Source organism: Natrinema halophilum, from assembly GCF_013402815.2.
GTDB lineage: Archaea > Halobacteriota > Halobacteria > Halobacteriales > Natrialbaceae > Natrinema > Natrinema halophilum.
Genome location: NZ_CP058601.1, coordinates 465,174 through 477,616 on the forward strand (window position 1 = coordinate 465,174; position 12,443 = coordinate 477,616).

14 protein-coding genes are annotated in these 12,443 nt (G+C 61.1%); 8 read left to right on the top strand and 6 right to left on the bottom strand.

Annotated elements, in window-relative coordinates:
* Positions 1-3: 3 nt before the first annotated feature.
* The 4 genes from HYG82_RS22990 to trmB form a co-directional block, all read right to left on the bottom strand.
* Entirely contained in the window at positions 4-1,065 is a 1,062-nt protein-coding gene (locus HYG82_RS22990) for a carbohydrate ABC transporter permease (protein ID WP_179259477.1), read from the bottom strand.
* Positions 1,065-2,066, bottom strand: a complete 1,002-nt coding sequence (locus HYG82_RS22995; RefSeq protein ID WP_425495416.1) for a carbohydrate ABC transporter permease — start codon at positions 2,064-2,066, stop codon at positions 1,065-1,067. Before HYG82_RS22995 ends, HYG82_RS22990 begins: the two co-directional genes overlap by 1 nt.
* Before the next feature lie 85 nt (positions 2,067-2,151).
* Positions 2,152-3,621 carry an extracellular solute-binding protein gene (locus tag HYG82_RS23000; protein ID WP_179259479.1) on the bottom strand — a complete coding sequence of 490 codons (1,470 nt, stop codon included), beginning with the start codon at positions 3,619-3,621 and terminating at the stop codon, positions 2,152-2,154.
* Positions 3,622-3,950: 329 nt separating this feature from the next.
* A complete protein-coding gene (gene trmB / locus HYG82_RS23005) occupies positions 3,951-5,018 on the bottom strand; it encodes an HTH-type sugar sensing transcriptional regulator TrmB (RefSeq protein ID WP_179259480.1) in 1,068 nt (355 codons plus the stop codon).
* A 139-nt stretch (positions 5,019-5,157) separates the two neighbouring features.
* On the opposite strand from trmB, the gene HYG82_RS23010 reads away from it, so the two are divergent.
* Together HYG82_RS23010 and HYG82_RS23015 are read left to right on the top strand one after the other, a co-directional pair.
* A complete protein-coding gene (locus tag HYG82_RS23010; RefSeq protein WP_179259481.1) occupies positions 5,158-6,171 on the top strand; it encodes a mechanosensitive ion channel family protein in 1,014 nt (337 codons plus the stop codon).
* 168 nt (positions 6,172-6,339) lie between these two features.
* A complete protein-coding gene (locus tag HYG82_RS23015) occupies positions 6,340-6,783 on the top strand; it encodes a universal stress protein (RefSeq protein ID WP_179259482.1) in 444 nt (147 codons plus the stop codon).
* Between the two features lie 71 nt (positions 6,784-6,854).
* Here the strand turns inward: HYG82_RS23015 and HYG82_RS23020 are convergent, their stop codons facing one another.
* Entirely contained in the window at positions 6,855-7,265 is a 411-nt protein-coding gene (locus HYG82_RS23020; protein WP_179259483.1) for a universal stress protein, read from the bottom strand.
* Positions 7,266-7,451: 186 nt separating this feature from the next.
* Here HYG82_RS23020 and HYG82_RS23025 point away from each other — a divergent pair, with 186 nt between their 5' ends.
* Together HYG82_RS23025 and HYG82_RS23030 are read left to right on the top strand one after the other, a co-directional pair.
* The gene (locus HYG82_RS23025; RefSeq protein ID WP_179259484.1) at positions 7,452-7,691 is read left to right on the top strand and encodes a DUF5816 domain-containing protein; all 240 of its coding nucleotides are present in this window, start codon (positions 7,452-7,454) and stop codon (positions 7,689-7,691) included.
* 213 nt (positions 7,692-7,904) lie between these two features.
* A complete protein-coding gene (locus tag HYG82_RS23030; RefSeq protein ID WP_179264321.1) occupies positions 7,905-8,213 on the top strand; it encodes a DUF7116 family protein in 309 nt (102 codons plus the stop codon).
* Between the two features lie 26 nt (positions 8,214-8,239).
* Here HYG82_RS23030 and HYG82_RS23035 read toward each other — a convergent pair whose 3' ends face one another.
* Positions 8,240-9,451, bottom strand: coding sequence for a pyridoxal-phosphate-dependent aminotransferase family protein (locus HYG82_RS23035; protein ID WP_179259485.1), 1,212 nt, complete (start codon positions 9,449-9,451; stop codon positions 8,240-8,242).
* Positions 9,452-9,665: 214 nt separating this feature from the next.
* Here HYG82_RS23035 and HYG82_RS23040 point away from each other — a divergent pair, with 214 nt between their 5' ends.
* The 4 genes from HYG82_RS23040 (at position 9,666) to HYG82_RS23055 (ending at position 12,287) form a co-directional block, all read left to right on the top strand.
* Positions 9,666-10,655 carry a metal-dependent hydrolase gene (locus HYG82_RS23040; RefSeq protein WP_179259486.1) on the top strand — a complete coding sequence of 330 codons (990 nt, stop codon included), beginning with the start codon at positions 9,666-9,668 and terminating at the stop codon, positions 10,653-10,655.
* A gap of 77 nt (positions 10,656-10,732) precedes the next feature.
* Positions 10,733-11,350, top strand: coding sequence for a hypothetical protein (locus tag HYG82_RS23045; RefSeq protein WP_179259487.1), 618 nt, complete (start codon positions 10,733-10,735; stop codon positions 11,348-11,350).
* Positions 11,343-12,002 carry a DUF2238 domain-containing protein gene (locus tag HYG82_RS23050; RefSeq protein WP_179259488.1) on the top strand — a complete coding sequence of 220 codons (660 nt, stop codon included), beginning with the start codon at positions 11,343-11,345 and terminating at the stop codon, positions 12,000-12,002. The genes HYG82_RS23045 and HYG82_RS23050 overlap by 8 nt, the downstream gene beginning before the upstream one ends.
* Positions 12,003-12,086: 84 nt before the next feature.
* A complete protein-coding gene (locus HYG82_RS23055) occupies positions 12,087-12,287 on the top strand; it encodes a dodecin (RefSeq protein WP_179259489.1) in 201 nt (66 codons plus the stop codon).
* The last annotated feature ends 156 nt before the right edge of the window (positions 12,288-12,443 follow it).

Here is a 12,443-nt window from a genome sequence, read left to right on the forward strand (position 1 = left end):
GTCTTACTCTTTGAGTGCGCCCGCGGTGAGCCCGCTGACGATCTTTTCCTGTGCGATGACCACGAGAATCGCGACGGGGATCACCCCGAGGATGCTCGCTGCGGCCATGAGGTTGTACAACACCTGGTACTGGCCCTGATAGGCCAGGATGCCGTCGAGTATCGGTGCCCAGTTTTCGGGCTGACCGTCCGTCATGAGAAACGAGAAGAAGAACTCGTTGTAGACCGCGATGAAGGTCAACACGCCCGCAGTGGCTACGCCGGGTGCCGACAGGGGAATGATGACCCGGAACAGCGCGCCCAGACGAGTCGTTCCCTCGACGCGCGCGGCGTCCTCCAGACCGTCGGGAATCTGTCCATAGAACGTCGTCAGAATGAAGATCGCGAGCGGCATGAAGATGGCCGACAGTGGCGTCACGAGGGCGAACGGCGTGTTGTAGAGGGTTCCGTCGCCGGTGATCGGTCTGAGGAACGCGAAGGAGGTATTGAAGAGGTCGTTCAGCGGAATGAAGAAGGCCGCCGGTGGGAAAAAGGAAATAACCAGTACCAGCAGCATGAGCGGCGTTCGGCCGGGGAACTGGAGGCGGCCGAAGGCGTAGCCGGCGAGGCTGGCGATGACGAGGACGACGATGGTCGACCCGAGCGCGATCACGAAGCTGTTGAACATGTACACGTGGAAGGGGATGACCTGGAACACTTCCACGAACGCGCCGGGATTGAAGCCGTTCGGCGTGAAGACGATGTCCTGAAGCTGCCCTTCCGGCGTCAGTGCGACCATCAGCAGCCAGTAGAACGGGAACAGCGTCGTGAAGAGGAAGAAGATCGCCGCTACGTAGAACATCGCGCGGTACACCCGCTCAGGGTGGGAGATGGAATTGGCCGCCCACTGCTGGAGCGGGCCGCGGTCGAGTTCCGCGTCGCGGTCGTCCTCGAGGACCGTGGTCCCGCCGTCGGGTCGGTGAAGCGTCGGATCACGTGGCGGATCACCTCCGCCGTCGCCGATACCGTCAGTGTCGTTCGATTCTGTGTCGTTCGTCGGATCAGTGGAATCGTTTCGATCAGGCATCAGTACATTCCTCCTTCGGTGTCACGGAAGAGCAGTACGTAGATCGAGATGATCAGGCCGATGACGAGCGCCGTCGCGAAGGCGACGGCGGCGGCCGTCGCGAAAATTCGGGTCCCGCCGAACATCGCCTCGACGACCAGACACGTAAGCGACGGGACCGTCGTACAGCCGGCGGTCGACTCGATCAGGCCGAACACCCGCATCGCGTCCATCGTGCGGAACAGCATCGCGACCAGCAACGCCGGCATCACCAGCGGGAGCGTTATCATCTTGAACCGCTGCCACGGCGAGGCCCCTGCCACACGTGCGACGTCGTACAGACTTCGGTCGATGCTTTGGAGTCCGGCCAGGATCAGCAGCGCCATGAACGCCGACGACTTCCAGATGTCGGCCACGAGGATGATGATGAAGGCGTCCCTGCTGTTCGCGAGCGGTGTCGCGCTAAAGATGCCGAGACTCTGCATGAGGTCGGAGCCGAACCCGACTGTCGGCTGGAACAACAGGAAGAAGATCATCCCCTGAATGACGATCGGGACTGCCCACGGAAGGATGATTGCGACGCGGACCCAGCGTCGGCCTCTGAAATCCTGGTCGAGCACGTATGCTTGCCCGAACCCAATCACCGTCTCGAGGACGACGCTGATAACTGCGAACGCGAGCGTGACGAAAAGCGCCTGCTGGAAGAACTGAGTCCCGAGTTCGACGAAGGGAAACGACGACGTCAGCCCCACGTCGAGGAACTGCCGGGCCAGCCGGGCGTTGCCGGTGAGGATGTCGACGTAGTTTTCGACGCCCACGAACGCACCGAGCGGATCTATGCCACGCGTCTGGTCGGCGCGCAACGACATGACGAACGTTCGGAGCAGCGGGTAGAACGCGATCAGCGCTAGCAGCGCGAACGCGGGAAGCAACAGGAGGTACGCGTAGGCCGCCTCGCTCAGGTTCTCCATCCAGTTGATGACTGCGTTGCCGGTCCGATCGCGCTCTCTGCTCCTTTCCATGTCACCACCGGTCAACGTCCCGCCATCGGTGATCGTTTCGGCGCCGGTCTCCGGTTCGGCGCCGGACTGCGCCCCGTCGGTTGGCTCAGTTGTCATTCGTTTGTACCTCCGCTTCGCTCTGTTTGAGTTCGGTCGCGAGGTCGTTCATCGCCGACGTCGGCGATTGTTCGCCGCGGTAGGCCGAATTCACGGCCTGATAGATCAGAGCCGACTGCTCCGGCCAGAGATCGGTGGCCGGCCGGGGGATCGCGTTCTCGCTGGCCGACTGAACGACGTCGCCGTAGCGGGCGACGGGTCCGACCTCGTCCGTACTTGCCTCGGCGACCAGATCGAGGTTCGGCGGGAGGAACCCGCCGAGTTCGAAGATCGTGAGCATGACCTCCTCGTTGGCGAACGCCTCGAGGACCTGCAGGGCCTCCTCCGTGCGCTCCGAAAACGGGCTCACAGCGAGGTTCCAGCCGCCCAGCGCTGAAGCCGTTCCGCCGACGCCCTGATATTCGGCTTCTTGTTCGGAAACCGCGGACGGCGTCGTCATTACGCCGAGGTCCTCACCGAAGGCCTCCTCCGTTCCGGTCTCGGCGATCGCGTACGACCAGTTTCGGTTCGAGACGGCGTTACCCGCGGAAAACGGACTGAGTGATTCCTGTTCGGTCCACTGGACGATCGCCGACGGACTGATCTGGGGGTACCCGTCCAGCGTGTTCTCCGATTCGCCCTCGATGAACGAGCGCATCATTCGGATCGCATCGATTGCGCGCTCGCCGTCGACGGTGATCGGGCGCTCGCCTGCGGTGAAAAGGTTGTTCGCCCCACCGTAGTATGCGCCTCCCCACGACGTCATCACCTCGTTGAACGTGCAACAGGACAGCCCTTCGTAGGCGTTCGCTTGTGTAGTGTACCCGTAGCCCAGGTTGGCCTGGTCCCTCGCATCGCGGACAGCCGTGGAGAACTCCTCCCAACTCGGCGGATCCGTTCCCCAGCCGCCCGTATCGTATCCGGCGTCCGCTATGAGATCCTTTCGGTAGAGGGTAAACCCCAGATCGGGGAACAACGGGAGGGCGTGGAGGTCTCCGGTTTCCGGATGGCGAGCCGTCTCGAGGATGGCTCCGAGATAATTGTTGTTGACATATTCGAGTACGTCGTTCGGGAATTGGTCGGACAGGTTGACCGTTTGTTCGCGCAGGATAAAGGGGACCGTCCAACCGCTGTCCATCATGTGAATATCGGGCGGGGAGCGGCCCGCCTCCAGCGCGGACTGGGCTGTCTGCATCCGCGTTGCTGAGTCGCTGACGACTGTCTGGATCTCGACGCGGATGTCTTCGTCCAGACCGGCCTCCCACAGCGCTTTCTGAATCGAGGATTTGTCGCCGCCGCTATGCATGATCCCCGCGATATCCGAGGCGGCGGTCATCACCACCGTCCCCGGCTTGCGCCCCCGAGCGAGGCAACCGGTGACGGCGATGGACCCGACCGCTGCCGATGCCGCCGTGGTTTTCAGAAGGGACCGACGTCCGAGGCGAGGGCGGTCACGTCGACCGGCGATATCGCGTCCCATGACCACTGATCAGTGTACGTTCTAGAACTTAGTTTTTGGTAATAAATATTGTAATAAATGGAAACTGTCTGGATTTTGCGTACGTTACGCTGTGCCTGTCTACGGGCGCGTCAACCGCGACAACTTTGCACGCGTTCGTAACACTCTCACACTGGCGTACAATCCACTATTGCTTCCCGAGGGGTGGCAGCTGCCAGCAGACGAACGATACGTCGGCGGTGAGAATTGTACTGGACCATCGCCACGACCGATTCATTTTCGGAATCGATACCGGAGCCGAAACGGATTCGAAACCGGGTACCATTACCGATGGCAGCAGCAACAGAAGATCAGTCGTCTTCGAGCGTCGGCGGCTTGTTCCGCCCGATGTGTATCTCGTGGGCTTCGACGTCCTCGAGAGCGGCGACTCGGCCGCCGACGGAGACCTCGTCGCCCGCTTCGGTTTCGATCGTGAGGCTGGCGACCTCTTCGCTGACTTCGAAGGAGATATCGAGGATTCGACCGCGGATAATCCGATGACCGCCGACTTCGACGTCTCTTCCCTCGATCGTCGCATAGAACTCACCACCTTCGTCCATGAGGTCTTTCACGCACCGCCGAATGGAGGCGTACTTCCGGGGATACGATCTGGGGCTGTCGTCCTCACCGAGCATTCGTTCGGCGGTCGTCCAGAGAACGGTTCCGAAGAAGCCGGAAATGAGAAAGCCAAGCGCCGAGCGGTTGAAGATGACTCCGTATCGGTCCTGGTCGTCGCGTAGGGCGTCCTGAGTCGCATAGACCGAGTAGTTGCCGTCCGCGACGGCGAGGACGGGCGTCGTGATCCCTCGCCGGGCACGGGCAGTCGATGCAACGTCGCCGTACGCGAACTCGGCTGGATCGGGGGCCTCACTCGCCGGCGTCACGATCAGATCGACGCTCACACCGGATTCGACTGCCGCACGCAACTCTGCCTCGAATCGTGTCAGTAGATCCGGCGTAAGCGACAGCGCGAGTTCGAATTCCGCGCCGTCGATAACCTCCTCGAGATAGCGGAGGATCGTCGATCTGGACTTTACCAGAGAGACGGCCTCCGTGTCACGAGCCGGCGCGGTGTAGCGCGCCTCGAGTTCCTGTATCATCTGTTCGAAGGACGTCTGGACGTCGTCGAATGATTCTGCGGGATCGATCGCGACCACCTTCATCGGGCGAGATTCACGGAGTTCGACCAGCCCACGATCGCTCAGACTACGGACGGTGTCGTACACTCGAGGTTGGGGAATTTCAGTCCGGTCTGCGATCTCGCTGGCCGTGAGTTGTCCCTGTTCTAAGACGGTGAGATAGGCGTCGATTTCGTACTCGCCGAGATTGAATCGGTCTCCGACGCGCTCGACGGTCGAGCGGAGTTCGTCTGGTGCCATAGAAGCCAGTACGGTCCCACCGGCTAAATGATTTATTATATACCGAGTAGCACCTGTTTTCGAAATCAGGTTGTCCCGAAACCAGTGACCGAATCTGAGGGTCAGAACCCTTAACAACTCCGGGCCAGAGTGTGTTGCCATGCGCGAGGTCGGACAGGTAAACGAAAGCGCCGCCGAGAGTTCGGCGACCGAGGCGATCCAGGAGATGCTTCCCGGAGACGTTCCCCCCGACGTGATCGAACTCGTCCTCGCACTCGTCGTCCTCGTCGTCGGCTGGTATCTCTCGAAGCTCGCCGTACGCTTTGCAGGTCGCACGGTCGCACGCCGAATCGAGCGACCGAGCGTCACACGGACCGTCCTGCGCGGCGTCCGACTCGCCGTTTTCCTGTGGGCGGGTACCATCGCTGCGGGTATCATCGGCGTCGGGAACACGCAGATTCTCCTATCAGTGACCGTCATCTCAGCAGTGGTCGCGATCGTTCTCGCACCCCTGGTCGGCAGCCTGATCAACGGCCTCTACGTGCTTGCGGATCGGCCCTACGAGATCGGCGATATGATAGAAGTCACCGACGCCGGTCACCGGGGATTCGTCGAAGACATCACGATCCGATACACCAAGATCTTCACCCTTCAGAACTCCTTCATCGTTATTCCTAACTCCGAGATTCACGCGCGCGACGTCATAAATTACTCCGCGGAGGACGAACGGACACGGATTTCGGTTGGCTTCGAGATCACCTACGAGAGCGATCTCGAGGCGGCCCGGCGGGCCGCCGAACGGGCCGCCCGCAACGTCGACAACGTCATCTCCGGCGGCCCGGACATCAGAATCGGGAGCGCTCGATACGTGGCTGCGCCGAACTGCCTCATTCGGGAGTACGGCGACCACGGTGTCGTCCTCGACGTATACTTCTGGATAAAACACCCCTACAAACAGGCCGTGGCCCGATCGGCGGTCCAGGAGGCGATCGGGACGCGCTTTGCGGAACTCGACGTCGAGTTTGCGTATCCGCACCGTCATCACGTATTCGACGGAACCAGCGGCGTCGCGCGACTGGCCGTCGACGATTCTGGCTTCGAGCGCCAGACCGCGGATTCGCCGGGCGAGCCGGCTAATCCGGACGAGAACCGCGCGAATTCGGCCGATCGGTGACTCCGATGCTGCTCGAGTAACCTCGTCGCGAACAACCCGGCGTCCGGCAGAACCGAGTTCGGCACACCGCGCCCGCTACCTGTCGACTCAGCGCCGTTTCGTTCCCGTGAGCCGGCACTGTGGGGGTGATTTATATCACACCCGATCCAAGTCGATCACAGCTGAGAGATGTACGACGATATTCTCATTCCCACCGACGGTAGCGACACGATTTCTGAGACGCTCGCACACGGGTTGCCGATCGCGACGAACAACGACGCAACGATTCACGGACTGTACGTAGTCGACAGTCGCGTCACCGCTGCAGCCGGCGAGGATACCAGTACGGATCTCGAGCGCTCGCTCGAAAACGAGGGGCGACAGGCCGTGTCGGACGTCGAAGAGCAAGCGGTGGCCGAAGGTCTCGAAGCAATCACCGAGGTCCGGACGGGAACGCCCGCAAAGACGATCCTCGAGTACGCCGACGAACGTGGGATCGATCTGATCGTCATCGGCACTCGAGGCAAAAGTCCTCGCGAGAAGGTGACTTCGCTGGGAAGCGTCTCGGAACGCGTCGTCGACAATGCGCCCATTCCGGTGTTCGTCGTCCGAAATGCGGGCGAAACGGAATAACGCCGTCCTGGTTTCCTCGGAACCTCGTCGTCGAACGTCGTTCGAAGGTGGTTCTTCCCCTGCTAGTACAGCTAGACCTGTGCGCTTTCGACCGTGATGACCTCACAGTCGAGGTGGCTCCGCAAATACTGGTCAATGTCAGGGTTGTCGGTAAAGCGCTGAAAGATTCGTCGAAGCCGACTCGCTTGCTTGCTCCCGATGACCACGGCGTCGGCCCTCTCTGCGCCAACTTCGTCGAGAATACTTTCTTCGACGAGAAAGCCCGTCCGAACCACGTAGCGAGTGTTCTCGAGACGTCCGAACGTCCGCTCGACGGCGTTTTTCAGGTCGATTCGCGTTACTTTTTTCCCGTTCTGGTAGAGGTCGACGTGCAGAATCGTCAGCGCTGCGTCTCGTTCGCGGGCGACTTCAATCGCCTGTTCGAGCGTTCGGCGCGAGTGTCTTGTTAACGGATATCGAACGGGGACCACGACCAGCGACATTAGGAGTCCGAACGATTTCCGAGCGGGTAAACCTTTCAGTACGGACACTCACCACTGAGAACTTATCACACACACCCGAAGAAATCGGCGAACGACCGTATAGCCACGCGATTCCCGCTGGCTGCTCGATGTGGAGAATCGGCCTGGAAGGACAGCCATTTACCCTGAGCAACAATACGAACTGGCATGCAATCCAGGTCGACCTCCGCTGGTGATACCGTCTATATTTCGGAGACGGACGGTGACAAAGGATCGAAGGGACCGTTTCTCGTCGCGTACGAAACCGCCGACACTGAGCGCCGGTACGGCTGGTTCTGTACGAACTGCGAAAGTCTCGACATCGCGATGGACGCGATGGGTCGAATCAAGTGCAATCAGTGTGGGAACTTCCGCAAGCCGACCGAGTGGGACGCCGCTCACGAATAACCTCGGCAATCGTCAATCGGAGGAATACGCCGTCGCAAATCGCTGCGACTCAATAATAGACAATTACTGACTGGTAATCCACACTACTTGGTCACAGCCTAATCAAAATCCCAACACAGTTCAGGATGATTGAGAAGTATCCAGGTATTCTTGTCATGTACTAACATTTATGGTGGATGCCGACATAGATCGTAGCGAATGGGTCCTGTTAACATGCGACTCGTCGAGCAGGCCAGGTCGATCTTCGCAGAGTTGGGTTACACCGTCGAAGGCAACGGCCCCGAGTTCCGCGCAGAACGCGCATGGAAAGTCGTCCACGTCAATACCGTTCTCGAGGCCGAAGAGTTCCCGTCGTCGTCGTCGGGTCAGTTCCACTGTTTCGTCGCCGAACCCGACGATGTGGACGACCTCGAGACTCAACTCGAGCGAATCGAGCCGGAGTACGAATGGGCGATTATCGTCGTCGACGGGGAAGACTATCAGGTCGAACGAGCTCCACCGGGACCCCGAGTTTCGGCATAAAAACGGCAGCACGAACGCCGCATCCCCTACTTTTTGAGCGCGCGTCGCGTCGCGGTCACGCCGGCACCTGGATCGACGTCTGCGCCCATCGACTCGAGGACGTCACCGAGCGCCGTCACGACGTAGATCACGTTTTCGGAACGCGCGGAGTGGCCCATACAACCGATTCGGAAAATCTCACCCGCGAGATCGCCCAGCCCGCCGGCGATCTCGAGATCGTACTGCTCGAGTAGTCGGTCGCAGACGTCCCCGTCATCGATACCCTCGGGGATGCTCACGGCGTTCAAACTCGGAAGCCAGTACTCGTCGGGGGCGTTCATTGCGAGCCCCATGGCTTCGACGCCAGCTTTCAGGGCGCCTGCCAGGCGCTCGTGTCGATTCCAACGGTTTTCGATACCCTCTTCGGCGACGAGCCGAAGGGCCTCGCGGATCGCGTACACGTTCGTAATCGGTGCCGTATGATGGTACGCTCGTTCTTCGCCCCAGTACCCCTCGAGCAATGAAAGATCGAGATACCAGGACCGAGGGTCCTCATCGCGCGAGAGGACTTTCTCCATCGCCTGCTCCGAGAGCGTGAGGGGACTCGCACCAGGTGGACAGGAGAGACATTTTTGCGGGCCTGAATAGGCGACGTCGATGTCCCAGTCGTCGACCCGGAGTTCGACGCCGCCCAGTGAGGTAACGCTATCTGCGACGACGAGCGCGTCGTGATCGTGGGCCGCGGCGGTGAGTTCGGGGACGTCGGGCTGCAAGACGCCCGTACTCGTCTCGGCGTGTACGAATCCGAAGACGTCGGGGTCGTGCTCACTTAGCGCGTCCGCGACGTCTTCGGGATCGAGCGGTTCGCCCCACGGCGCATCGACCTCGACGACCTCGCCGCCGGCCCGACGTGCCATCGAGGCCATCCGGCCACCGAAGTAACCGTTCGTCGGGACGAGCATCGTATCGCCCGGTTCGACGACGTTTCCTATCGCCGCTTCCATCGCGGCCGAGCCGGTCCCCGAGACCGGGATGGTCCACTTGTTGTCCGTCCGGAACGTGTACCGTAACAACTCCTGAACCTCGTTCATAATCTCGATGAACGACGGATCGAGGTGCCCAACGAGGGGCGTGCTCATCGCCCGGAGAACGCGGGGGTTGACGTCGCTCGGACCGGGTCCCATCAGGATGCGATCCGGCGGTGTGAGTTCCCCAACTGCTGGCGCTCGAACCCTCTCGGTTGGCGGTTCCTGAGCCATAGGCGTGTGCTCGCGTGCCACTTGCAAAGAGGTATCGACAGCGGCGAAGTTGCTGACGGGTTCGACGGAATCCGCCGTTCTCGTCTGATCAGCTAACTGAGCTTCGTCGGTACGGTGCTCGTGTGGTCGCTCTCATTCTCGGTCGCGCACTGTGCAGTGGTATCGTTCGACACTGCGAGTCGCTTAAGAGCACTCGTTGCGTAATCGAAACGCTATGTTCATCGGCCACGCCCTTATCGCGTTCGCCGTCGCGGCTCTGGTCGCCGACTGGCGTGGCTGGGATCGCCGGCCTGCCCTCATCGCAGGTGGTGTCGCCGGGGCGTTTGCTGCTATTCCTGATATCGACGTCGCGTACGCGCTCGTCGGACTCGCGAATGCTGCAAACGGCTCAGTCGGTGCACCGAGGGCGTTCTGGGATGCGAGCCGAGCCGTTCACCGCTCGGTCACTCATTCGCTGGTCGTGGGCGCGGTCGCAGCGCCAGCGTTCGGTCTTCTCGCAGTCAACGGCTCGAGCTACCATCGCCTCGCCCGCCTCGCTGGTAGCGCCCTCCTCGTGGCACTCGTCGCGATCGCATTCGTCTTCGGTGGCCCACTTGCTGCCGTCGTCACGGGACTGTTTGTCGTAAGCGGCGCCTTCGTCGCTACGGTGTCCGCACGGTGGACGTCTCTCTCGGCGCCGACAGTTGCTGTCGCGGCGTTCTGGGGACTCTGGTCGCATCCCTGGGGAGACCTCGTCACCGGCTCGCCGCCGGATTTACTTTTCCCCTTCGGCTCGCCGGTTTTCGGGTCGCGTGTCGTCCTTCATAGCGATCCGACGCTACATCTACTGGGCGCATTCGCGATCGAACTCGCCGCGATCTGGCTCGCGTTCGTCGCGATCTGTCGTCTCACCGACCGATCGATCGTCGCTACCATCAACCGTCGGGCGGCCGTCGGTGTGGCCTACGGCGTCGCCGCTCTCGCAGTGACGCCGCCGACGCTCGAGGTTTCGTATCACTTCGTCTACTCCATCCTCGCCGTCGGGTTTCTCTGTGGTGCCGTGCGGGGAACGCCGGCCCCGTCAACCGGCCGATTTCGCACGTATTATTCCGGCCGACCGACGTTCAGCGGAACTCTCGAGGTCGCACTCACGATGCTAATGGCTATCACGCTCGCGCTCGCGGCGTATGCGACCGTATACATCTTCCTCGTTGCACCGGCGTAGCAACGGCGGACGTGGCGCGATCGAACCGCGCCAGCTAGCCACGTACGTTTTTGTGAGAACGCTTAGTACGGTTCACTGTGTCTCAGACTACACTCGAGGGGCTGATCGCGGACGGCCGAACCAACGCGACGGTCGGGTGGGTTCTGATCGCCGTGATCGGAAGCATCGGTCTCGCCGAACTACTGACGGGGGGAATTCTGTGGATGACGTTTGCGGCGACGCTCGTTACGCTCGCGTTGCTCCCGCCAGTCGCGTTTCGGTCGCCGTTAGCGATGCTTCCCTGGGAGGTATTGCTATTGGCGGCCTTCCCGGTCCTCGGAATGGCGATCGATGCTGATCGACTGACCGGTCACTTCGCCGCATACCTCTCGGTCGCGGCCATCGCGCTCGTTCTCGCCGTCGAACTCCAGTCGTTCACGTCGGTTCGAATGACTCCCAGTTTCGCCGTGGTCCTCGTTGCCGTCGGAACGATGGCCGCTGCGGGGCTGTGGGCCCTGTTTCGATGGAGCGCGGCACAAATGCTCGGCGTCCCCTTTACGGCCGATCACGATGCGGTGATGTGGGAGTTCGTCTACTCAGCCGTTGCCGGGATCGGTGCTGGCGTCGTCTTCGAACTGTACTTCAGACGACTCGCCCGCCCCGAACAGCGCATTCCCGAAGTCACCCCCTCGGAGCCGGAGGTGAACGATGCGTAGTCTAGCGAGTGGATTTCCTTCTCAACACCGCCAGCGTCAACTCACCTATCTCATGGAAGTCGGACTGATCGGCATGCTATTCGTCGGAATCGATCGCGGCAACGGCGGCATCGTGATCAACACTGCCGTAGCGCTGGCCGTCACCCAGCTTCCGCCGATCCTCGAGCGCGATTACGAGATTCCGATGGACCCTCGCCTTACGCTGTGGATCACCACCGCCGTCTTCCTCCATGCGTTCGGCACCGTCGGACTGCCGGGAGCAACGACGACGCTCTACACCGATATCGGCTGGTGGGATCACCTGACCCACGCACTGTCAGCGTCGCTCGTCGCGGGCGCAGGATACGCCACCGTCCGGGCGTTCGATGAACACGCAGAGGGTGTCCACCTCCCCCAACGGTTCATCGCGGTGTTTATCCTGCTTTTCGTCCTTGCGTTCGGCGTCCTCTGGGAGATTCTCGAGTTCGCTATCGCGCTGTCAGCCGACGCATTTGGTATCGATGCCGTCCTCACCCAGTACGGACTCGGTGACACGATGCTCGATTTCGTCTTCAACTCGATCGGTGCATTAATCGTTGCGCTGTGGGGTGGCGCCTACCTCGCTGACGTCTCCGGAGCCATCCGCGAGCGCCTCGAGTCGAGGACCAACTGACACCCGCGCCGTCGGCGGAATGTCGCCTTATCTTCGAAACTGGCGGAGAGTTTTACATCGCTCCGCGGTGTAGCAAGTCGAGCCATGGTCTTCAAAAAAATAACACTCATCGGCACCAGTCCCGAGAGCTTCGACGCAGCAGCCGACAACGCCATCGACCGCGCGGAAGCGACCCTCGAGAACGTCCACTGGATCGAGGTAGACGAACTCGGCGTCGAAATCGCAAGCGCCGACGACCGTGAGTATCAGGCCGAAGTAACAGTCGCTTTCCGGCTCGAGGAGTAGCCGATCACAGCGTCACGCGACAGTGTCACACCCGCTGTCATAGAACGTCTTTTTTGAACGCGGCCCCCAGCCGAGTTTCTCCACAGCGGGGTCTCCGGCACAACTCGAAGCTGCGAGATCGGTTCGAAAGAGTACACGAACGGCCTGAGATGGTGA

Bases quoted from the DNA above. Each gene is read 5' to 3' on its own strand.
- HYG82_RS22990 (WP_179259477.1), bottom strand. From the start codon at position 1,065: ATGCCTGATCGAAACGATTCCACTGATCCGACGAACGACACAGAATCG.
- HYG82_RS22995 (WP_425495416.1), bottom strand. From the start codon at position 2,066: ATGGAAAGGAGCAGAGAGCGCGATCGGACCGGCAACGCAGTCATCAAC.
- HYG82_RS23000 (WP_179259479.1), bottom strand. From the start codon at position 3,621: ATGGGACGCGATATCGCCGGTCGACGTGACCGCCCTCGCCTCGGACGT.
- trmB (WP_179259480.1), bottom strand. From the start codon at position 5,018: ATGGCACCAGACGAACTCCGCTCGACCGTCGAGCGCGTCGGAGACCGA.
- HYG82_RS23010 (WP_179259481.1), top strand. From the start codon at position 5,158: ATGCGCGAGGTCGGACAGGTAAACGAAAGCGCCGCCGAGAGTTCGGCG.
- HYG82_RS23015 (WP_179259482.1), top strand. From the start codon at position 6,340: ATGTACGACGATATTCTCATTCCCACCGACGGTAGCGACACGATTTCT.
- HYG82_RS23020 (WP_179259483.1), bottom strand. From the start codon at position 7,265: ATGTCGCTGGTCGTGGTCCCCGTTCGATATCCGTTAACAAGACACTCG.
- HYG82_RS23025 (WP_179259484.1), top strand. From the start codon at position 7,452: ATGCAATCCAGGTCGACCTCCGCTGGTGATACCGTCTATATTTCGGAG.
- HYG82_RS23030 (WP_179264321.1), top strand. From the start codon at position 7,905: ATGCGACTCGTCGAGCAGGCCAGGTCGATCTTCGCAGAGTTGGGTTAC.
- HYG82_RS23035 (WP_179259485.1), bottom strand. From the start codon at position 9,451: ATGGCTCAGGAACCGCCAACCGAGAGGGTTCGAGCGCCAGCAGTTGGG.
- HYG82_RS23040 (WP_179259486.1), top strand. From the start codon at position 9,666: ATGTTCATCGGCCACGCCCTTATCGCGTTCGCCGTCGCGGCTCTGGTC.
- HYG82_RS23050 (WP_179259488.1), top strand. From the start codon at position 11,343: ATGCGTAGTCTAGCGAGTGGATTTCCTTCTCAACACCGCCAGCGTCAA.
- HYG82_RS23055 (WP_179259489.1), top strand. From the start codon at position 12,087: ATGGTCTTCAAAAAAATAACACTCATCGGCACCAGTCCCGAGAGCTTC.